20 protein-coding genes are annotated in these 20,778 nt (G+C 64.0%); 10 read left to right on the forward strand and 10 right to left on the reverse strand.

Annotation, left to right across the window (positions count from 1 at the left end):
* The first annotated feature begins 4 nt into the window (after positions 1-4).
* From dapF to NKH54_RS25980, 6 genes are all read left to right on the forward strand, one after another.
* Entirely contained in the window at positions 5-889 is an 885-nt protein-coding gene (gene dapF / locus NKH54_RS25955) for a diaminopimelate epimerase (protein WP_023706744.1), read from the forward strand.
* Positions 889-2,208 carry a tRNA (N(6)-L-threonylcarbamoyladenosine(37)-C(2))-methylthiotransferase MtaB gene (gene mtaB / locus NKH54_RS25960; protein WP_353029271.1) on the forward strand — a complete coding sequence of 440 codons (1,320 nt, stop codon included), beginning with the start codon at positions 889-891 and terminating at the stop codon, positions 2,206-2,208. The genes dapF and mtaB overlap by 1 nt, the downstream gene beginning before the upstream one ends.
* A 12-nt stretch (positions 2,209-2,220) precedes the next feature.
* The gene (gene ftsY / locus NKH54_RS25965; protein ID WP_353029272.1) at positions 2,221-4,206 is read left to right on the forward strand and encodes a signal recognition particle-docking protein FtsY; all 1,986 of its coding nucleotides are present in this window, start codon (positions 2,221-2,223) and stop codon (positions 4,204-4,206) included.
* Between the two features lie 61 nt (positions 4,207-4,267).
* Entirely contained in the window at positions 4,268-4,939 is a 672-nt protein-coding gene (locus NKH54_RS25970) for a septation protein A (protein ID WP_023710236.1), read from the forward strand.
* A gap of 60 nt (positions 4,940-4,999) precedes the next feature.
* Positions 5,000-5,620, forward strand: coding sequence for a pyridoxamine 5'-phosphate oxidase family protein (locus tag NKH54_RS25975; RefSeq protein ID WP_023706747.1), 621 nt, complete (start codon positions 5,000-5,002; stop codon positions 5,618-5,620).
* Positions 5,621-5,678: 58 nt separating this feature from the next.
* On the forward strand, positions 5,679-6,227 hold the full coding sequence (locus NKH54_RS25980) for an NADPH-dependent FMN reductase (protein WP_023683853.1): 549 nt from the start codon (positions 5,679-5,681) through the stop codon (positions 6,225-6,227).
* An 83-nt stretch (positions 6,228-6,310) separates the two neighbouring features.
* On the opposite strand, the gene NKH54_RS25985 is transcribed toward NKH54_RS25980, so the two are convergent.
* Together NKH54_RS25985 and NKH54_RS25990 are read right to left on the reverse strand one after the other, a co-directional pair.
* A complete protein-coding gene (locus NKH54_RS25985) occupies positions 6,311-6,517 on the reverse strand; it encodes a tautomerase family protein (protein ID WP_023683852.1) in 207 nt (68 codons plus the stop codon).
* Positions 6,518-6,677: 160 nt separating this feature from the next.
* Positions 6,678-7,598 (reverse strand): SMP-30/gluconolactonase/LRE family protein, encoded by a 921-nt coding sequence (locus NKH54_RS25990; RefSeq protein ID WP_353029273.1) that lies wholly within the window; start codon positions 7,596-7,598, stop codon positions 6,678-6,680.
* A gap of 286 nt (positions 7,599-7,884) precedes the next feature.
* Here NKH54_RS25990 and NKH54_RS25995 point away from each other — a divergent pair, with 286 nt between their 5' ends.
* Positions 7,885-8,052 (forward strand): hypothetical protein, encoded by a 168-nt coding sequence (locus NKH54_RS25995; protein ID WP_023687680.1) that lies wholly within the window; start codon positions 7,885-7,887, stop codon positions 8,050-8,052.
* Positions 8,053-8,238: 186 nt separating this feature from the next.
* Here NKH54_RS25995 and NKH54_RS26000 read toward each other — a convergent pair whose 3' ends face one another.
* The 4 genes from NKH54_RS26000 to ccmA form a co-directional block, all read right to left on the reverse strand.
* Entirely contained in the window at positions 8,239-8,820 is a 582-nt protein-coding gene (locus tag NKH54_RS26000; protein ID WP_023687679.1) for a DsbE family thiol:disulfide interchange protein, read from the reverse strand.
* On the reverse strand, positions 8,817-9,020 hold the full coding sequence (gene ccmD / locus NKH54_RS26005; RefSeq protein ID WP_023683849.1) for a heme exporter protein CcmD: 204 nt from the start codon (positions 9,018-9,020) through the stop codon (positions 8,817-8,819). The genes NKH54_RS26000 and ccmD overlap by 4 nt, the downstream gene beginning before the upstream one ends.
* A gap of 122 nt (positions 9,021-9,142) precedes the next feature.
* Positions 9,143-9,808 carry a heme exporter protein CcmB gene (gene ccmB / locus NKH54_RS26010; RefSeq protein WP_023687678.1) on the reverse strand — a complete coding sequence of 222 codons (666 nt, stop codon included), beginning with the start codon at positions 9,806-9,808 and terminating at the stop codon, positions 9,143-9,145.
* A 229-nt stretch (positions 9,809-10,037) separates the two neighbouring features.
* On the reverse strand, positions 10,038-10,643 hold the full coding sequence (gene ccmA, locus NKH54_RS26015) for a heme ABC exporter ATP-binding protein CcmA (RefSeq protein ID WP_352764162.1): 606 nt from the start codon (positions 10,641-10,643) through the stop codon (positions 10,038-10,040).
* A gap of 285 nt (positions 10,644-10,928) precedes the next feature.
* Here ccmA and acnA point away from each other — a divergent pair, with 285 nt between their 5' ends.
* From acnA to NKH54_RS26030, 3 genes are all read left to right on the forward strand, one after another.
* The gene (gene acnA, locus NKH54_RS26020) at positions 10,929-13,619 is read left to right on the forward strand and encodes an aconitate hydratase AcnA (protein WP_023715753.1); all 2,691 of its coding nucleotides are present in this window, start codon (positions 10,929-10,931) and stop codon (positions 13,617-13,619) included.
* A gap of 363 nt (positions 13,620-13,982) precedes the next feature.
* Positions 13,983-14,762 (forward strand): DUF1223 domain-containing protein, encoded by a 780-nt coding sequence (locus NKH54_RS26025; protein ID WP_023683845.1) that lies wholly within the window; start codon positions 13,983-13,985, stop codon positions 14,760-14,762.
* A 582-nt stretch (positions 14,763-15,344) separates the two neighbouring features.
* Positions 15,345-15,731 carry a DUF2794 domain-containing protein gene (locus tag NKH54_RS26030; protein WP_023683844.1) on the forward strand — a complete coding sequence of 129 codons (387 nt, stop codon included), beginning with the start codon at positions 15,345-15,347 and terminating at the stop codon, positions 15,729-15,731.
* 116 nt (positions 15,732-15,847) lie between these two features.
* Here NKH54_RS26030 and NKH54_RS26035 read toward each other — a convergent pair whose 3' ends face one another.
* The 4 genes from NKH54_RS26035 to NKH54_RS26050 form a co-directional block, all read right to left on the reverse strand.
* Positions 15,848-16,426, reverse strand: coding sequence for a GNAT family N-acetyltransferase (locus tag NKH54_RS26035; RefSeq protein ID WP_353029284.1), 579 nt, complete (start codon positions 16,424-16,426; stop codon positions 15,848-15,850).
* 114 nt (positions 16,427-16,540) lie between these two features.
* Positions 16,541-17,281, reverse strand: a complete 741-nt coding sequence (locus tag NKH54_RS26040) for a Bax inhibitor-1/YccA family protein (RefSeq protein ID WP_023671726.1) — start codon at positions 17,279-17,281, stop codon at positions 16,541-16,543.
* Between the two features lie 239 nt (positions 17,282-17,520).
* Positions 17,521-20,070 carry an ABC transporter permease gene (locus NKH54_RS26045; RefSeq protein ID WP_353029274.1) on the reverse strand — a complete coding sequence of 850 codons (2,550 nt, stop codon included), beginning with the start codon at positions 20,068-20,070 and terminating at the stop codon, positions 17,521-17,523.
* Positions 20,070-20,771: an ABC transporter ATP-binding protein gene (locus NKH54_RS26050; RefSeq protein ID WP_023747389.1), complete on the reverse strand. Its 702-nt coding sequence runs from the start codon at positions 20,769-20,771 to the stop codon at positions 20,070-20,072. The genes NKH54_RS26045 and NKH54_RS26050 overlap by 1 nt, the downstream gene beginning before the upstream one ends.
* Positions 20,772-20,778: the final 7 nt, after the last annotated feature.

The raw sequence follows: 20,778 nt of genomic DNA on the forward strand, positions 1-20,778 counted from the left end.
GATCATGGCAGGCACTGCCCCCTTCGCCAAGATGAACGGCATCGGCAACGAAATCATCGTCGCCGACATGCGTGGCCGTGCCGATAGGGTCACGGCGGCGTCGGCTGTCGCGCTGAACGCCGATGCGGCGACCAGGTTCGACCAGATCATGGCGATCCACGATTCGCGCACGCCGGGCACCGCCTTTTACATCGACATCTTGAATTCCGACGGCTCGGGCGCGCAGGCCTGCGGCAACGGCATGCGCTGTGTCGTCCAGGCGCTGGCCGCCGAAACCGGCCAGAAGACTTTCACCTTCGAGACCCGCGCCGGCATCCTCAACGCCGTCGAACATGCCGACGGCACCATCTCGGTCGACATGGGCACGCCGCGCTTCGGCTGGCAGGATATCCCGCTGGCTGAGGAATTCCGCGACACCCGCATGATCGAGTTGCAGATCGGCCCCATCGACGCGCCGGTGCTCCATTCGCCTTCGGCTCTCTCGATGGGCAACCCGCACGCCATCTTCTGGGTCGAAAACGATGTCTGGTCCTACGAACTCGAGCGTTTCGGCCCGCTGCTCGAAAACCATCCGATCTTCCCCGAGCGCGCCAACATCACTATCGCCCAGGTAACGTCGCCGGAGACGATGATCATCCGCACCTGGGAGCGCGGCGCCGGCCTGACCAAGGCCTGCGGCTCGGCCGCTTGCGCTTCCGTCGTCGCCGCTGCCCGCACCCGGCGCACCGGCCGCAGCGTTACGCTGATGACGCCCGGCGGCGGCTCGCTGCATGTGGAATGGCGCGACGACGACCACGTCATCCTGACCGGTGCCGCTGAATGGGAATTTTCCGGCAGTTTCGATCCGTCGACCGGCACCTGGGCCCGCGACACCGAAAGCGCGGCCTGATGTCTGCACTTGCCGATACCAAGGGCCCCAACTCCCAAGGCATAGACGTCGTCACCTTTGGCTGCCGTCTCAACACCTATGAATCCGAAGTGATGCGCCGCGAGGCCGAAAGCGCAGGTCTCGGCGCGCTCAAAGGCGGCGCCATTATCTTCAACACCTGCGCCGTCACCGCCGAAGCGGTGCGCCAGGCCAGGCAGTCGATCAGAAAGGCCCGCCGCGAAAATCCGGCGGCGCACATCATCGTCACCGGCTGCGCCGCGCAAACCGAACCGCAGAATTTTGCCGCCATGGACGAGGTCGACCTCGTGCTTGGCAACGAAGAGAAGCTGAAGGCCAACTCCTACCGCGCGCTGCCGGATTTCGGCGTCAACGACACCGAGAAGGCGCGCGTCAACGACGTTTTCTCGGTGCGCGAGACCGCCGGTCATATGGTGGACGCCATCGAGGGCCGGGCGCGCGCTTTCGTGCAGGTGCAGAATGGCTGCGACCATCGCTGCACCTTCTGCATCATCCCCTACGGCCGCGGCAATTCGCGCTCGGTGCCGATGGGCGCGGTTGTCGAGCAGGTCAAGCGTCTCGCCGGCAACGGCTATGCCGAGATCGTGCTGACCGGCGTCGACATGACCGGCTTCGGCGCCGACCTGCCGGGCGCGCCGAAGCTGGGAAAGCTGGTGAAGACCATCCTGAAGCAGGTGCCTGATGTGAAGCGGCTGCGGCTGTCCTCCATCGATTCGATCGAAGCCGACGACGATCTGCTGGACGCCATCGCCACCGAGCCCAGGCTGATGCCGCATCTGCATCTGTCGCTGCAGTCGGGCGACGACATGATCTTGAAGCGCATGAAGCGCAGGCATTTGCGTGACCAGTCGATCCGCTTCTGCGAAGATGTGCGCAAATTGCGCCCGGCAATCGTCTTCGGCGCCGACATCATCGCCGGCTTCCCGACCGAGACCGAGGAAATGTTTCAGAATTCGATAAAGATCGTCGAGGAATGTGGGCTGACGCACCTGCATGTCTTCCCGTTTTCGCCGCGCGAAGGCACGCCCGCCGCGCGCATGCCGCAGGTCCGCCGCGAACTGGTCAAGCAGCGCGCGGCCCAGCTGCGCGCCGCTGGTGAGGCTGCGTATCGCCGCCATCTGTCGTCGCTTCCCGGAACGCGCCAGTCGATCCTGGTCGAGCGCGACGGCCTCGGCCGCACCGAAGGGTTCACGCTTGCGGCGCTCGACACGGGCGCGCCGGGCGAGATCGTCGAGGCAGACATCACCGGCCATGACGGCGCGCGCCTGATAGCAGCCCCGCTCACTGCCCGCGCCGCCTGAGACGATTGAAGCATGGCCGGTTTTTTCAAGAACATATTTTCGTTCGGCAAGAAGGAAGTCGTCGAGGAGCGCATCGACGAAACCGCTCCCCTGCCGCCGATCAAATGGGATGCGCTTGAGGCGCTGAAGCCGGCGGCCGAGCAGGTCGTTCCGGAGTTCTTGAAGCGCGAGGAGCCCGAGCCGCCGACGCCCCACCCTCCCCTCGATGGGGAGGGTCGCCACGAAGTGGCGGGGAGGGGTGAGAGCGCCGACGCCGGCGCCACTCACCCCCCCCCCCAAGCTGCGCTTGGGACCACCCCCAACCAGGGGGAGGTTAAACCTGCGCCGCCGTCGGCGCCACAAGAACCGAACCCCAAACCCGCGCCGACCATCCCGCCCGCGCCGGAACCGGTCGTCCCATCCGAGCCGGAACCGTTGCCGGAGCCCGCGCCGGTAGAAGAACCGCAGCCTGAGCCGGAGATACCCGAGCCGCCTGCACCGGAAGAAGTTCCTGCGCCGCCAGCGGTTCCGGAGCCGGCTCCCGAGCCGCAGCCCCAAGAAGTGCCGCCGGCGCCGGCCGAGCCGGAGATCGAACCATCGCGTCCGGAACCGCAGCTGGAGCCCGCTCCCGTCGAAGTGCCGACGCCTGCCGAGACTCCAGCAGAACCGGCCGCCCCGATCGAAGTGCCGCAACCGTCCGCGCCTCCCGCAGAGCCTAACTCAGAGGTCAGCGCCGCCCCTCATCCGCCTGCCGGCACCTTCTCCCCGTATAGCCACGGGGAGAAGGACGAGGCGCCCCACCCTCCCCTCGATGGGGAGGGTCGACGCGAAGCGGCGGGGTGGGGTGACAGCGCTGACGCCAGCGCAAATCACCCCCACCCCCAAGCTTCGCTTGGGACCTCCCCCATCAAGGGGGAGGTAAAGCGCACGTCGGTTGAAGCTGTACCCGCGCCGGTCGAAGCCAAGACCATCGTTGCCGAGCTAGCGCCCGCGCCGGCCCCGCAACCTTCGCCACAGTCAAAACCAGCTCCCGGCAAAGTCACCGTAACCAAAAAGGTCGAGCAGAAAGCCGAGCCGCAAAAGGCGCCCGAACCGGCGCCGCGACGCTCCTGGTTCCAGCGCATGCGCGACGGGCTTGCCCGCTCCTCGAAAGAACTCACCGGCAACATCGCCGGCGTCTTCACCAAGCGCAAGCTCGACGAGGAGACGCTGCAGGATCTGGAGGACGTGCTGATCCGTGCCGATCTGGGCATGGAAACAGCCTTGCGCGTCACCGATGCCCTCGCTGCCAGCCGCTACGGCAAGGATGTCTCCGACGCGGATGTCCGCACCATCATGGCGGCCGAGGTGGAGAAGGTGCTGGCCCATGTCGCCATGCCGCTGGAGCTCGACCTGTCGCACAAGCCGCATGTCATTCTGGTGGTCGGCGTCAACGGCACCGGCAAGACCACGACCATCGGCAAGCTCGCCGCCAAACTGACCGATGGTGGCCTGTCGGTGATGCTGGCCGCCGGCGACACGTTTCGCGCTGCAGCCATCGAGCAGCTGAAGATCTGGGGCGAGAGGACGAAGTCGCCGGTCATCGCCTCGAAGATAGGCGCGGATGCCGCCGGCCTCGCCTACGACGCTTTCGAACGCGCCAAGGAGGCCGGCTCCGACGTGCTGATCATCGACACCGCCGGCCGGCTGCAAAACAAAACCGAACTGATGGCGGAGCTGGAAAAGATCGTGCGCGTGCTGGGCAAGCTCGATCCGGAAGCGCCGCATACCGTGCTGCAGACGGTCGACGCCACCACCGGCCAGAATGCGCTCAATCAGGTCGAGATCTTCCGCAATGTCGCCGGCGTCAACGGCCTGGTGATGACCAAGCTGGACGGCACGGCGCGCGGCGGTATTCTGGTCGCGATCGCGGCAAAGCACAAACTGCCGGTCTACTTCATCGGCGTCGGCGAACAGGTCGACGACCTCGAACCATTCTCGGCCAGCGAATTCGCCAGGGCGATCGCGGGCGTAGCGTAAAAAGCACGATCCCGAAGAGCTGCAGGCTTTTTTGGACAAGATCATGCGTCAGAAGGAAGTCATGAACCCTCCCATCCTCGAACGCGACCCGTCCGACCCGCGAAAGAAGAAAGAAAGCGTCAATCCGCTGCTCAAGCTGGTGCTGGAACTCGGGCCGCTGATGGTGTTCTTCTTCGCCAATGCACGCGGCGCCTGGCTGGTGCAGAAATTTCCTGTCCTGGCCGAATTCGGCGGGCCGATCTTCGTCGCCACCGGCCTGTTCATGGCGGCGACGGCGGTCGCGCTGATCGCCTCCTGGCTGCTGCTGCGCACCTTGCCGATCATGCCGATGGTCTCGGGCGTCGTCGTCTTCATCTTCGGCGCGCTGACGCTCTATCTGCAGGACGACGTGTTCATCAAGATGAAGCCGACCATCGTCAACACCCTGTTCGGCGGCGTGCTGCTCGGCGGTCTGTATTTCGGCCGATCGCTGCTCGGCTATGTCTTCGATTCGGCCTTTCGCCTCGATGCCGAAGGCTGGCGCAAGCTGACTTTCCGCTGGGGCCTGTTCTTCCTGTTCCTGGCTCTTGCCAATGAAGTGGTGTGGCGGAATTTTTCCACCGACTTCTGGGTTACCTTCAAGGTCTGGGGCATCATGCCGATCACCCTGTTGTTCACCTTCAGCCAGATGCCGCTGATCCTGCACCATTCGATCGAGGATAAGGCCGAGAAGGTGGAAGAAGCCGGCAAGTAGAGCAATTCCAGGAAAAGTGTGAAGCCGTCCGGAATTGCGTCAGAATAAACGGAGACGGCCATGGAATTCGTCACCACGCGCGATGAACTGAGGACGATCTACAAGACGCCGCGGCCGACCGACACCTCGATGCGCAAGGAACTCAGGGCGCTCGACGGCCACTGCCGCTCTTTCATCGGCAAGAGCCCTTTCGTGCTGATCGGTTCTTCCGACGGCGCCGGCAATGCCGACGTGACGCCGAAAGGCGACAGACCGGGCTTTGCCCTTGTCCTCGACGACACGACCATCGCCATTCCCGACCGGCCCGGCAACAACCGGCTGGACACGCTGGAAAACATCCTGCTCAACCCTTCGGTCGGGCTGCTTTTTCTCATCCCCGGCATGAACGAGACGCTGCGCATCAATGGCGACGCCCGCATAACCGTCGATGCCGGTTTGCGCGAGCGCCTCACCGTCGACGGCAAGCAACCGCAAAGCGTCGTCGTGGTGAGCGTCAAGGCCGCTTACATGCACTGCGCCAAGGCCTTCATGCGCTCCGAATTGTGGAAGCCGGACAGCTGGCACGACCGCGCGACGTTGCCGACGCTCGGTCAGATCCTGTCCGATCAGATGGCGCATGCCGAAACTGCCGACGATTTCGACCGCTCGCTGGACGAGGCCTACAGCAAGACCCTGTGGTAAATTTCGCGTACGATTCGCCATTGCAGTCCTTTGCCGGTTTCCCTAGCCCTGTTTCCCCGTGATCGAACTCCTCGCCATCTCCGGCAGCCTGCGCGCCGCCTCGACCAATTCGGCGCTGCTGGCGGCGCTGTCCGCGAACGCGCCTTCGGATTGCCGCGTAACTGTCTATGACGGGCTCGGCCTGCTGCCGATCTTCAACCCGGATGACGAAGGCGAGCGCACACCGGCCGAGGCCATGCGGCTGATCGAGGCCGTCACCAGCGCCGATGGCATCATCGTCTCCTGCCCCGAATATGCCCATGGCGTGCCCGGCGGCATGAAAAACGCTCTCGACTGGCTGGTCTCGCGCGACGCCGCAGTCGGCAAGCCCGCCATGCTGGCCCACGCCTCCGCGCGCTCGCTCTATGCCCGCGCCGCGCTGGCCGAGATCATGCGCACCATGTCGTTCGCGCTTTGTGAGAATGCGGTTCTGGAGATTGCCTTGCTCGGCAAGAAACCGCCGGAGATAGAAGCGATCCTGGGAGAGGACGAGAACCTGCGGGCCATGCGCGAAGCGGTGCAGGTTTTCGCGAGTTTTATACGCGCAAACGTTGCCTCGTCATCCTAGGGCGGAGCAAGGAGCGAAGCGACGCGGCGCAGACCCTAGGATGACGAACGAAAGGGTGCGGCGCACCCCAACGTGCCGCTGTGCTACCCCTTCCGCAACGTCTCGACATCGGTCACACCGACATACCAGTCGCGCGCGTTGACCTCTTCGAACACCACCCAGACGTCGTCATTGCTAAGCCCGGTGGCGTCCATGATGGCCGCCGTGACCTTTTTGGCAATGTCGGCCTTCTTGCCAGCGGGATCAGCGGCGATCACTTCCTTGACGATGCGGATGTTGACGAATGGCATGATGTCCTCCCTTGAATTGTGTCTGATACCGCCGCGCCGCGGCTCCGAAATCCGCTCCGGCGAACCGCTTGGCGGTGGTTCCGGCGGCCGCAGCGCAACAGGCGCCGCCGGCAGGCGCAGAAACGCCATCAAGGCCGCCAGAGAAGCGTTTGCAGCAGCCTCAATACGTCTTCGCCCCGTTCACCATCAGCCGCACCATGTAGAGCGACGTGGTGCCGGCGATGTAGAGGCAGTTCAGCTTGTTGCCGCCGAACACGCAATTGGCGGTCACTTCCGGCACCTTGACCTTGCCGATCAGCGTGCCGTCGGGATCGTAGCAATGGATGCCGTCGGCGGCACTGGTCCAGATGCGGCCGGCCTCGTCGAGCCGGAAGCCGTCGAATAGGCCGGCCGTGCAGTCGGCGAACACCTTCCCGCCCGAGACCTTCTTGCCGTGCTTGCCGACGTTGAAGACCCGCATATGCGCGGGGTTCTGCGCGCCATGGGTGCGGCCGGTGTCGACGACATAGAGCTGGCTTTCATCCAGTGAAAAGGCAAGCCCGTTCGGCCGGACCATGTCGGTGATGACGGCCTCGACCTCGCCCGTATCCGGATCGACCCGGTAGACATTGCAAGCGCCGATCTCGCTGTCGGCCTTGTCGCCCTCATAGTCGGTGTCGATGCCATAGCTCGGATCGGTGAACCAGATCGAGCCGTCGGATTTCACGACCGCGTCATTGGGCGAATTCAGCCGCTTGCCTTTCCATTCGGCCGCGATGGTGGTGATCGAGCCGTCATGCTCGGTACGGCTCACGCGGCGGCCGGAATGCTCGCACGTCACCAGTCGGCCCTGGCGGTCGACGGTGTTGCCGTTGGAATTGCCGGAGGGCTGACGGAACACGCTGACATTGCCGTCGGTCTCGTCATAGCGCAGCATGCGGTTGTTGGGGATGTCGGACCAGACGACATAGCGGCCGGCGGCGAACCAGGCCGGTCCTTCCGCCCACTGACATCCGGTAAACAGCTTTTCCACCTGGGCGTTGCCGTTGAACAGCCGCGCGAAACGTGGATCGAGAATTTCGTAATAGTCTGCGGTCGCCATGCATTTCCTCCGGGCATCACGTGACGCGCGGATCAAGCCAGCCTGCGGGCGCGATGGCAAGGTGGCGCAGGCGCAATTTGTAAGACAAAAGGTGCCCGGCCGGCATGGCCCGCCAGCCTGTCCGGCCGTTTATGGTGCTGTAGCGCTGTATTAACCCGCTATGCGCCCTGTGCAATGGTGCATTGCAACATCTTCTTTTTGCATCGCACCATTCCTATGTCATGGTGCGAACGACCAAGGGAGGAACAAATTCACCGCTGATATGCGGCACGAAAGGACCCTTGCTATGGCTTTTGACAACCTCTTCTCCCGCGCGCGCTCCTCGATGGCCAAGCGCCGCCACTACAACCGCCTCGTCGCGGAAATCGAAAACCTGACGAGCCGCGATCTGGCCGACCTGCGCGCCGACCGCTCGGAAATGCTCTACCAGGTCCACAGGCAGATCTACGGCTGAGCATTTCAGACGTCAGCGGGGCACCGCCCCCTCACCCGGATTGCCAAACCGAATTGCATGAGCAATTCGGGCAATTCAACCTCTCCCCCCGGGGAGAGGAGCTAGCCTGTGCCGATGCTTCCCTCTTCTCCCCCACGGGGAGGAGGGGGCCGCGTAGCGGCCCGATGAGGGGGCATGGCGCCAACGTCAGCCCGGTGCCGCGAGCGCCTTTTCAATCTGCGGCAACAGAACATCCCTCGCCGACTCCCCTGTCAGCGGCCCGACATGCTTGTAGGCAATCTTGCCGTCCTTGCCGATGACGAAGGTTTCCGGCACGCCGTAGACGCCCCAGTCGATGGCCGTGCGGCCGGCCTCGTCGACACCTATCGCCTGGAACGGATTGCCGAGATCACCAAGGAACCGGCGCGCGTTTTGCGCTTGGTCCTTGTAGTTTAGCGCGGCCATGACGAAGCGCTTGTCCTGCGACAGCTGCAAGAGCACCGGATGCTCTTCCCGGCACGGCGCGCACCACGATGCAAAGACGTTGACCAGCGTTACCTTGCCGGCGAAGGCTTTCGAATCCAGCCCGGGCAGGTTTGACCCTTCCAGCGCCGGCAGGTTGGTCTGCGGGGCCGGCAGGCCGATCAGCGCCGACGGCACTGCCGCCTCATCGCGTCCCGACAAAAGCTGCGACAGGAACAGTCCGGCGAGGCCGAGAAAAACCAGCAGCGGCAACAGCACGATCAGGCGGCGGCGCGGCGACGCCGGCGTTTCGCTTTCCGTGCTCATGGCTTGCTGGCCCCAGTGCTGGCCCCAGTGCTGGCCCCAGTACCGGCTTTGTCCGAGCGACGCCGCACGCCGGCCGCTTCGAGGTCTGCCAGTTCGCGCTTGCGGGTCCGCTGATCGAGCAGGATCCAGCCGATCAGCCCGGCCAGCACGATCACCGTGATGCCATAGGCGGCCGCGACATAGAGTGCGTGTGCACTCATGCGCTTCGCTCCCCTTCCACCGTCACTTCGTCGTGCTCGATCATGGCCTTCCCATAGCTTTGCGGCTTTCTTAGCTTTGCGGCTGGGGCTTCGCAATTGATCGTCGCGCCGCAGCGGTCATATCAATCCGTTCCATGCCGCAGCGCCAGTGCTGCCGCCACCGGACCCAGCACGGCAAGAAACAGCGTCAGCGCGGCAAGAATGAGGAAGGGCTGCAGGAACGGATCAGGATCGGCCACCGCGCCGTAGCTCGCCGACACCCCGAAGATCAGCACCGGGATCGTCAGCGGCAGCACCAGCACCGAGATCAGCAGCCCGCCACGCGGCAGCGCCACCGCCACCGCCGCCCCGACCGCGCCGATGAAAGTGATCGCCGGCGTGCCGACCAGCAGCGTGAGCGCGGTGGCGCCGATGCTGAGCGGCTCCATGTTCATGAACAGGCTCAGCAGAGGTGCCGCAACCACCAGCGGCAGAACGCTGCCCGCCCAATGCGCCAGGCACTTCACCAGCACCGTCAACGCCAGCATGTGGCGGTCATTGCCCAGCACCAGAAGATCGAGCGACCCGTCTTCGCGATCGGCCTGAAACAGCCGGTCGAGGCCGAGCAGGCAGGCGAGCAGAGCGCCGATCCAAAGGATCGCCGGACCGATGCGGGCGAGCAGCTTCAGGTCCGGTCCGACACCGAAGGGGATGGTGGCGATGACGGCGAGGAAGAAGATGACGCCGGTGAGCGCTCCGCCGCCGGCGCGGACGGAGAGGCGGATGTCGCGCAGGAAGAGGGCTAGCATTGCCAAGCCGCGCCTGCGGTTTGATCGCCATCTTGCCGAAGGTGGCGTTCCTTCACACCCCCCTCTGTCCTCCCGGACATCTCCCCCGCAAGGGGGGAGATTGGCAGCTCCACTGCTGACGCCTCTTTTTCAATGCCGGTGATTGGCGAAAGCCGGCATGACATCTGATCTCCCCCCCTGCGGGGGAGATGCCCGGCAGGGCAGAGGGGGGTGGGCGGGAATGCCGACATCACCCTGTTGCTCCCATCCTCAATTCCTTCGCCCCATCCAATCCGAGCGGCAAATGCGTCGCCGCGACAATGATTCCACCTTCTGCGCAATGCCTCGTCATCAGCCCCGCAAACCGCGCCTCCGAAGCCTTGTCCAGCCCGGCCGTCGGCTCATCCAGCAGCCACAGCGGCTTATGACTGACCAGCAATTTCGCAATTGCCGCGCGCCGCCTTTGCCCGGTCGACAGATAGCCGAAAGGCAGATGGCCGATGCCGCCGAGACCAACCGTCTCCAGCGCCTCTTCGACACCCGACTGCCCATCGCCGTTGAAATCGCGCCAGAAGCGCAGATCCTCCGCCACGCTGAGCGCCGTCTTCATTGCATTGAGGTGGCCGAGATAGTGGACCGCCGAAGCGATCGTCGGAAACCTCTCGCCGCCCTCGATGCGCACATCGCCTTGCGCCTTCGGCAGCAGCCCGGCGATGACCCTGAGCAGCGTCGATTTGCCCGAGCCGTTCGGCCCGGTGACGACCAGCACCTGGCCCTTGTCGAGCGCAAAACCGATGCCGGAAAAGACCGTCTCGCCGCCGCGTTCGCCGCCCAGATTTTCGGCAATCAGCCGCATGCCTGCCCGTCCCGAAAACTTTACCGCGCGATAGCTGCCGCATCGCACAAATTTGCTCCGCAACTGTCTAGAACTATTCCAGAAAATTCTCTATATGCGGGACATCCGTGCCAGCGGTCGGCACGGGAACAGAATTTGCGCCGAACCAGCGCACGCGCCGCCTTGAACGGCTCGGGTTGGCTGGGAACGGACAGCGGAAATGGCCGTACCCGCACCTTTGCGCGTGATTGCATGCCCATCGGCGTCCGTTCCCTTTCAGGCTGAACAGACAAGGACGGACCGCACGTGTCAAAATCCCTCGACAGTTTCAATTGCCGCCGCACCCTCACCGTGGGTGGCGCGGACTATGTCTATTACAATCTGGTCGAGGCCGAGAGGAACGGCCTCACCGGCATTGCCCAGCTGCCTTATTCGATGAAGGTGCTGCTGGAAAACCTTTTGCGCAATGAAGACGGCCGCTCCGTCACCAAGGACTCTATCCAGGCTGTTGCCGGCTGGCTGACCGACAAGGGCACCGCCGGCGTCGAGATCGCCTATCGCCCCGCGCGTGTCCTGATGCAGGATTTCACCGGCGTCCCGGCGGTGGTCGACTTGGCCGCCATGCGCGACGGCCTCAAGGCGCTCGGCGGCGATCCGCAGAAGATCAATCCGCTGGTGCCGGTCGACCTCGTCATCGACCACTCCGTCATCGTCGACGAATTCGGCACGCCACTGGCCTTTGCCAGGAATGTCGAGCTCGAATATGAGCGCAACGAAGAGCGCTATAAATTCCTGAAATGGGGCCAGCAGGCGTTCCGCAATTTTCGCGTCGTGCCGCCCGGCACCGGCATCTGCCATCAGGTCAACCTCGAATATCTCGGTCAGGTCGTCTGGACCAACACGGAAGACGGCGAAACGACCGCCTATCCCGACACCTGCGTCGGCACCGATTCGCACACCACTATGATCAACGGCCTTGGCGTCCTCGGCTGGGGCGTCGGCGGTATCGAGGCCGAGGCGGCGATGCTCGGCCAGCCGGTTTCCATGCTGTTGCCCGAAGTCATCGGCTTCCGCCTTACCGGCAAGCTCAGGGAGGGCATCACCGCCACCGACCTCGTACTGACCGTCACCCAGATGCTGCGCAAGAAGGGCGTCGTCGGCAAGTTCGTCGAGTTCTTCGGCCCGGGCCTGTCCAACATGACGCTGGCCGACCGCGCCACCATCGGCAACATGGCGCCCGAATATGGCGCCACCTGCGGCTTCTTCCCGGTCGACGGCGAGACCATCCGCTACCTCACAATGTCGGGCCGCGAGGAAAGCCGCATCGCCCTGGTCGAGGCCTATTCCAAGGCGCAAGGCATGTGGCGTGACGCCGGCTCGGCCGACCCTGTCTTCACTGACCTGCTCGAACTCGAGCTCGACAGCGTCGTGCCGTCGATGGCAGGTCCCAAGCGCCCCGAAGGCCGCGTTCCGCTCGAAGGCATTCCGGCCGGCTTCGCCAAGGCGATGGAGACCGAGTACAAGAAGGCTGCCGAAATCCACAAGCGCTATGCCGTCGAAGGCACCGACCATGATCTCGGCCATGGCGATGTCGTCATTGCCGCCATCACGTCCTGCACCAACACCTCCAACCCGAGCGTGCTGATCGGCGCCGGCCTCTTGGCGCGCAACGCCAACCGGCTCGGCCTCAAGCAGAAGCCGTGGGTGAAGACCTCGCTGGCGCCGGGCAGCCAGGTGGTCGCCGAATATCTGGAAAAGTCCGGCCTGCAGAAGGAGCTCGACCAGATCGGCTTCAACCTGGTTGGTTTCGGCTGCACCACCTGCATCGGCAATTCCGGCCCGCTGCCGGCGCCGATCTCCAAGACCATCAATGATAAGGGCCTGATCGCCGCCGCAGTGCTCTCCGGCAACCGCAACTTCGAAGGCCGTGTTTCACCTGACGTGCAGGCGAACTATCTGGCGTCGCCGCCGCTGGTGGTAGCCCATGCTTTGGCCGGCACCGTCACCAAGGACCTGACCACCGAGCCACTCGGCGAAGGCCGCGACGGCAAGCCGGTCTATCTCAGGGATATCTGGCCGAGTTCGGCCGAGATCCAGGAGTTCATCGAGAAGAACGTCACACGTGAGCTGTTCGCCCGCAAATATGCCGACGTCTTCAAGGGCGACGAATACTGGCAGAACGTCAAGGCGCCGGAAGGCCAGACCTATGCCTGGGACGACAACTCGACCTATGTGCAGAACCCGCCCTATTTCGCCGGCATGACCTCCGGTTTCGGCAAGATCGGCGACATCAAGGGCGCGCGCGTGCTCGGCCTGTTCGGCGACAAGATCACCACCGATCACATCTCACCGGCGGGTTCGATCAAGGCCGCTTCCCCGGCCGGCAAATACCTCACCGACCATGGCGTCGGCGTTGCCGACTTCAACCAGTACGGCACAAGGCGCGGCAACCATGAGGTGATGATGCGCGGCACCTTCGCCAACATCCGCATCCGCAACCACATGCTGGGCGAGAACGGCCGCGAGGGCGGCTACACCATCCACTACCCGTCGAAGGAAGAGGAATCGATCTACGACGCGGCGATGAGATACAAAAAGGAAGGCGTGCCGCTGGTCATCTTCGCCGGCGTCGAATACGGCAACGGCTCCTCGCGCGACTGGGCAGCTAAAGGAACGAATCTCCTCGGTGTCCGTGCCGTCATCGCCCAGTCCTTCGAGCGCATCCATCGCTCCAACCTGGTCGGCATGGGCGTCATCCCCTTCGTCTTCGAGGAAGGCACCTCATGGGCCTCGCTCAACCTCAAGGGTGACGAGCTGGTCGAGATCGACGGCATAAGCACCATCAAGCCACGCCAGACAATGATCGCCAAGGTGACCTATGGCGACGGCACCGTGAAGAACGTGCCGATCATCTGCCGCATCGATACGCTGGACGAGCTCGACTACTTCAAGAATGGCGGCATTTTGCAATACGTGCTGCGCGATCTGGCCGCGTAGCGGCCAGGGCTTAGGCAGTAGGGATTGGGCGGTAGCGGGGAACGACATCCCCTACTCCCTACTCCCTACTCCCTACTCCCTACTCCCTACTCCCAGTCTCTCCAAAGCATCGCCCGACCCGATCGAAGCCCCGCCCTGTCCGACAGGAGTAAAACCGGCTGGGCTCAGCAAGATCTGCCCCACGCTCCTGATGCCATGCTCCCGATCGAACCGGGCGGTGAAGTGCTCCCCCTGTGATGGCCATACCCATGGTTGCGGCAGCAAAAATTTCACCGCAACGTGACTTCCCGTTGACTGTCGCTTCTGCCACAAATCTGGGCAACCAGAACAAGGCCGGCGTCACCGGCGGGAATCGGAACGATCATGGCACCTCGACACCCTCTGCGGCTTGCGGCTTTTGCGCTGGCCTTCTCGGCGCTTGCCGGGACCGGGTTCGCCGAGGAATCGGGAACGACCCAGACCGACAAACCGCAGATTGACAGGCCCTTGGGCGTGGTCGAGCTGTTCACCAGCCAGGGCTGCAATTCCTGCCCGCCGGCGGACGCTTTCTTTGCCGAGCTGGCGGCCAAGGACAACGTCGTCGCGCTCGCCTACCACGTCAATTACTGGGACTATCTCGGCTGGCAGGACACGCTGAGCAGCAAGGACAATACCGACCGGCAATATGACTATATGCGCGCCTTCGGCACCCGCTCCGTCTACACGCCGCAAGCCGTCATCAATGGTCGCAGCCATGTCAACGGCGCCAGCCGCAAGGAGGTTGACGGCGCGCTTGCCCGCATGGAGAAATCCGGTGAAGGCATGCGGGTCAGCGTCAAGGTCAGCCGCACCAGCGATCGCGTCATGATCGATGCCGGCGACGCCGGTAGCGGCCCCAGCGACGCCCATGTCGTCATCGTCTATTTCGAACCACCGCAGACGGTGACCATCGCCAAGGGCGAGAACACCGGCCGCAGCATGACCTACTGGAACGCCGTCACCGGCATCCAGACCGCCGGCATGTGGCACGGCAAGGCGCAGCGCTACGAATTGCCGATGACCGAGATCGCCAAGAAAGGCGGCTGCGCCGTGCTGCTGCAATCGGTCGGCAAGGACGGCCTGCCGGGGCCTATTCTGGGCGCGGCGTTTATTCACAAGCCTTAAGAGGCCCCCTCATCCGGCCGCTCTCGGCCACCTTCTCCCCGAGGGGAGAAGAGGCTGAATCAGCGCTGGCGCGAACTCCTCTCCGCTCGGGGGAGGTCGGATTGGCCCGAATTGCTGTTGCAATTCGGCTGGCAATCCGGGTGAGGGGATGCGCCCGCAAACTGGGCACCGCAGCTCCAGCAAATTCTTCAAGCAGCCAAAAACAAAAAAACCGACGTCAGCTTGCTTCTGACGTCGGTCATTTAGGTTTTGGGATCGTCGCACCCGGTCTCTCCCTGAGGAAAGTCCGAGGTTGGTTCGATCCGACGCAGACCCGTGGGCGGGGGGCTTGGGGTTTACGAGCCGGTGCCGGACCGAACCGTCTCAGGCAACGCCGGTAAATTCGTCGGACATTGGGGCATGAGCGCGGATAAAAAATGGCGGAAATGTGGCGAGGCATCACCAATTCAAACACCGCGTTTTATAAAAGTGACTGGACGTTGCGAAAACAGCGCAGTCCCGGGATGGTTAGCCGGGCCTTGCAATTCCCCGGCGAACACGCCAACTTCTGCAAGCGATATTCATTTTCAAAGGGATCGCGGGATGACCGATCGCAGCGGTGGGACGGAGGATGGGGACGCATCCGCAATATTGATCCCGCTGCACGAGGCGCGACGCGAACGCCTCGACCAGCCGGTCCGTTTCGACCGGCGTGAACTCGACGAGATCCTGAGGCTGTACGGACGCATGGTCGCCGCCAACGAATGGCGCGACTATGCCATCGATCATCTGTCTGATCGGGCTGTGTTTTCAGTCTTCCGCCGGGCCAGCGAAGTGCCGCTGTTCCAGATCGTCAAGGATCCGAAACTGGCACGCCGGCAAGGCGCCTTCGCCGTCATCGCCGCCGGCGGCCGAATCCTCAAGCGCGGCCAGGAACTCGGTCGCGTGCTCAACGTCTTCGATGCTAAGCTGAAGATTGTCCAGGCCTAATTGAGAATTGGGGAATTGAAGAACTGAAGAATTGAAGAAAGAGGATGTAACGGTCGAAATACCGCCGGGTTTGTTCTCAGCTATTCAAATCCTCAATTCTTCAGTTCTTCAACTCCTCAATTCCCCCTCCTCAGGCTCTCACGAAACTTCCGCTCCGGCAGCGAATGCGGATCGGGCGGAACCGTTACGCCGCCATTCAGCGACAGCTGCATGAACACCGTGTCAAGCCAGCGCCCATGCTTGTAGCCGGAGCCTTCCAGGCGACCGGAATGGCGAAAGCCGAGCTTTTCATGCAGCCGCACCGAGGCGCTGTCTGGATGGCCGTCGCCGATCACCGCGACGATCTGGCGAAAGCCCGCCATACGGCAGGCTTCAATCAGCGCCTGCATCAGCAGCAGCCCGACGCCCTGGCCCTTCGCATCAGGCGCGACATAGACGGAATCCTCTACGATGAAGCGGTAGGCCGGGCGCGGCCGGAACGCGCCGGCATAGGCGTAGCCGAGCAGCGCGCCATCTCGTTCCGCCACCAGATAGGGAAAGCCCCCCGCCGTCAGGCTGTCGAAGCGCCCACCCATCTCAGTGCGGCTGGGCGGCTCCAGCTCATAGCTCGCGGTGCCATGCGTCACGGCATCGCCGTAGATCTCGGTGATTCGGCCGAGGTCGCCTTCCAAGGCCGCGCGGATGGAAATAGTGATTTATGCAGACGATTCATCTGCCTCCATGACAGCAAAGGCCGGCACAAAAGAAAAGGGCGGCCGTTGGCCGCCCTCTTGATATCAGCTGGTCCAGTTGCCTGATGGGAAGACCGCCTAGCGGCGATCGCCCATGAACTGCAGCAGGAACATGAACAGGTTGATGAAGTCGAGATATAGCCTCAACGCGCCCATGATCGCCTTGCGGCCGGCAACGTCGGCCTGATCGCCTTCGTAGTACATTTCCTTGATGGTCTGCGTGTCATAGGCGGTGAGCCCGGCGAAGATCAGCACGCCGATCGCCGAGATGGCGAAGCCGAGCGCCGACGATTGCAGGAAGATGTTGATCAGCATGGCGATCACCAGGCCGACCACGCCCATGACCAGGAACGAGCCGAACGCCGAAAGGTCGCGCTTGGTCGTGTAGCCGTAGAGCGACAGCGCGCCGAAGGCGGCCGCCGTGGCGAAGAAGGTCTGAGTGATCGAGGCGCCGGTGTAGACCAGGAAGATGGTCGACAGCGACAGGCCGACCAGGCCCGAATAGACCCAGAAGGTGGTTTGCGCCGCGGCCACGCTCATCGACTGGATCCTGAACGACAGGAAGAAGACGGCGGCGAGCGGAGCCAGGATGACCACCCAGCGGAAGGCGCTGGCATAGATCAGCGTGCCGAAAGCGGTCAGCTGTCCGTCGCCGGTGACGGCGAGCTGGAAAGCGCCCCAGGCGGCGACGCCGGTGATGAGGAGGCCAAGCCCCATCAAATTGTAGACCTTGAGCATGTAAGTGCGCAGGCCTTGGTCGATGTCGGCGCGCGCGCCCGGCACGGCCGAAGTCTGGTAGTTGCGAATGGGCTCAGCCATTGGAATCCTCTGTTGCTTCTGCCCCGTACGGTGTCAGGCCCTTTCGGACCTGGGCGCCGCTGGCGGGGCTCCAGCATGCCTGTGGCGAAATATGATGGTTCTTGACGTCAAGAACAAGACCGTAACGGGCTGCAACGCTTGGTGAATCTCCGGAAGCCGGTTTTCTTGGGCTTCCATGACTGCACATTACCAAGATTTAATCGGAAACGGCAGATTCGGCCAACCTTGCCGCTTGGGGCCTAGAGGTCGCGCAGCACCGGCGCTGCCTTGTGCCCGAGCACCCGCCAGGTGCCGGCAAGGCCGATGCCGACCGTGATCACCAGCGCAAACACCAAGGTCGCCACTGCCACCTCCGGCATGAAATGCGACGGCAGTGTCATGATGCGGGCAACGATGTACCAGGCGGCGATGCCGCCGGCAGCCAACGCAAACACCGCGGTGGCCAGGCCGATCAGCATGTATTCCAGCGAAAACGCCGCGATCAGCGTGCGCCTCGTGGCGCCCAGCGTCTTCAGCACCACGGCATCGTGGATGCGGGCGCGATTTCCCGCGGCGAGCGCGCCGGCCAGCACCAGCACCGAAGCGATCAGCGCCACGCCGGCCGCGGCCCGGATCGCCGTGCCGAGCTGGCCGACCAGCCGGTTGACGACGTCGAGCGCGTCCTTGACCCGAACTGTCGTCACCGCCGGGAAGGCGCGGGTGACGGCGTTGAGCAGACGGGCATCCTCTGCGGCCGTGGCATCCTTTTCGGTCAGCGTCGCCAGCCAGCCATGGGGCGCGCCTGCAAAAGTGTTAGGCGAGAACACCATGACGAAGTTGATGCCCATCGTCTCCCATTGCACCTCTCGGAAATTGGCGATCCTGGCCGCTACATTGCGTCCGAGCACATTGACGGTGACGGTATCGCCAAGCTTCAAGCCGAGCGCCTTGCCTTCATCGTTGGAGAACGAAACCAGCGGTTCGCCGCTGTAATTCTCCGGCCACCAGCTGCCTTCGGTCAGTGTCGCATTGGCCGGCTGTTTGGCGTCGTAGGTCAGGCCGCGATCGCCGCGCAGCACCCAGGCGCCTTCCGATGGCACATTGGCCTTGTCGACACTAACGCCGTTCAGCGCCATCACCCGGCCGCGCAGCATCGGCACCTTGACCAGCGTTCCCTTCGGCGCCTCTTTGCCGATCAATGTCGAGAAGGCATCGACCTCGCTATTCTGGATGTCGACGAAGAAGAAATTCGGCGCCCGTTCCGGCAGACTGCCGGAGATCTGCTGCCTGAGATTGCCGTCGATCAGCGCCAGCGTCACCAAAAGCGTTAGGCCGAGGCCCAGCGACAGCACGACGGACGGCGTCAGCGCGCCGGGCCGGTGGATGTTGCCGATGGCGAGCCGAAGCGCGACCGAGCGCGCATGCGGGCTTTTGCGCGCCACCCACTGCACCAGCGCACCGACCAGGCGCAACACCAGAAAGGCAAAGACCGTCGCGCCGACGAAGATCGTGGCGATGCGCCGGTCGCCGGAAAACAGGATGGCCAAAGCCGCCAAAGCGAGCGCGATGCCGACCGCCGTGGCAAGATAGGGCAGGCGTGGAAAGCCGCGGCCCTCAAAACCCATTTCGCGAAACAGCGCGGTCGCCGGCACATCGCGGGCGCGGCCGAGCGGCAACAGCGCGAAGGCAAGCGTCACCAGCAGCCCGAACAGCGCGGCAAGAGCCAGCGCACCGGGATAGAAGCCGCCCTCGGCCGGCACCGGAATGACCGACTGGAGCGCAGCGCTGGCTGCAAACGGCATGGCGGCGCCGAGGATGAGGCCAAGCGCGATGCCGAGGCCGGCGATCATTAGGATTTGCACGAGATAGACGGTGAAGACGAAGCCGCCCGAGGCGCCAAGGCTCTTGAAGGTGGCGATGACGCCGCGCTTGCCGTCGAGATAGGCGCGCACCGCATTGGCAACGCCGACGCCGCCGACCACCAGCGCCGTCAGCCCGACCAGCGTCAGGAATTGCGAGAAGCGCTCGATGTTGGCCGACAGCGCCGGCGCGGCGTTCGAGCGGGTGCGGATCGACCAGCCGGCTTCGGGGAAATCGCTCGCCGCCCGATCCTGGATGGCCTTGAGATCGGCCTCGCTGGCGCCGGCCGGCAGCCGAACCTTGTAGGCATTCTCGACCAGGCTGCCTGGCTGGATCAGACCAGAGGCGGCGAGCCCTTGCATCGAAACCATCAGCCGCGGCGCGAAGCCGAAACCGTCCGACACCGCATCCGGTTCGCTCACCAGCCTGGCCCGCAATTCGAATGTCGCGCTGCCGACCTTCAGCCGGTCACCGATCTCCACATTCAGCCGGTCGAACAACAGGTCGGGCGCGGCGGCGCCAAAGACGCCTGATTTCTCGCCGAACAAATCCTCTCTGCCAAGCTGCGGCGCGGTCTCGAGCGCGCCATAGAGCGGATAGGCGTCGTCGACGGCCTTGGCCTCAACCAACGCCTGGTCGGAGCCGTCATCCAGCCGCGCCATCGAGCGCATATTGGCGCTGTGCGACACAGTGCCGAGGCGGTCGAGGAAGGTGCTTTCGGCTGGCGTCGCATCGCGCTGGTTGAGCTGGAAGCGCAAGTCGCCGCCAAGCAGCGTCTGGCCCTGGCCTGCAACGCCTGCGGTGATCGCCTGCGCCACCGAATTGACCCCGCCGATTGCAGCGACGCCGAGCGCGATGCACGCAAGGAAGATCAGGAAACCCGACAACCCGCCGCGCATCTCGCGCAGCGAGAAGCGGAACGCGAGCTTCAGCGTCTGCGACAGTGGCATCAGGCCGGCACCTTGACCTGCGCTACCGGCGCATCCTCGATGCGGCCCGAGCGCATCGAGACCTGGCGCGAGCAGCGCGCCGCAAGGGCCGGATCGTGCGTGACCAGCAACAAGGTCATGCCGCGCTCGGCCGCCTTGGCGAACAAAAGGTCGGCAACCTGCCGCCCCGTCGCATGGTCGAGATTGCCGGTCGGCTCGTCGGCGATGAGAATGCGCGGCGACGGCGCCAGCGCGCGGGCGATCGCCACGCGCTGCTGTTCGCCGCCGGACAGCTCGCCCGGATAGTGGGTGACGCGGTCGCTCAAGCCCACCGCTGCCAGCTCGCGCGCCGCGACACCGAACGGATCGGCATGGCCGGCCAGTTCCAGCGGCACCGCGACATTTTCGAGCGCCGTCATGTTGGGAATGAGATGGAACGACTGGAAGACGATGCCGATGTTTCGGCCCCGAAACGATGCGATCTCGTCCTCGCTTTTGCCGTTCAGCAATTCGCCGGCGATCCGCACCGTCCCCGAATCGACCTGCTCCAGCCCGGCAAGCACCATCAGCAAGGTCGACTTGCCGGAACCCGAAGGGCCGACAATGCCGGTCGCCTCGCCGCGCGTCACGTCAAGGCTGACGCCTTTCAGCACATGCACCGACGAAGCCCCTTGGCCCAGGGTCAGGGATATGTCTTTCAGCGCGATGACGGCTTCTGTCACAATTAAA

Origin of the sequence: Mesorhizobium sp. M1004, assembly GCF_040318795.1 — a bacterium.
In the GTDB taxonomy this organism is placed as follows: Bacteria; Pseudomonadota; Alphaproteobacteria; order Rhizobiales; family Rhizobiaceae; genus Mesorhizobium.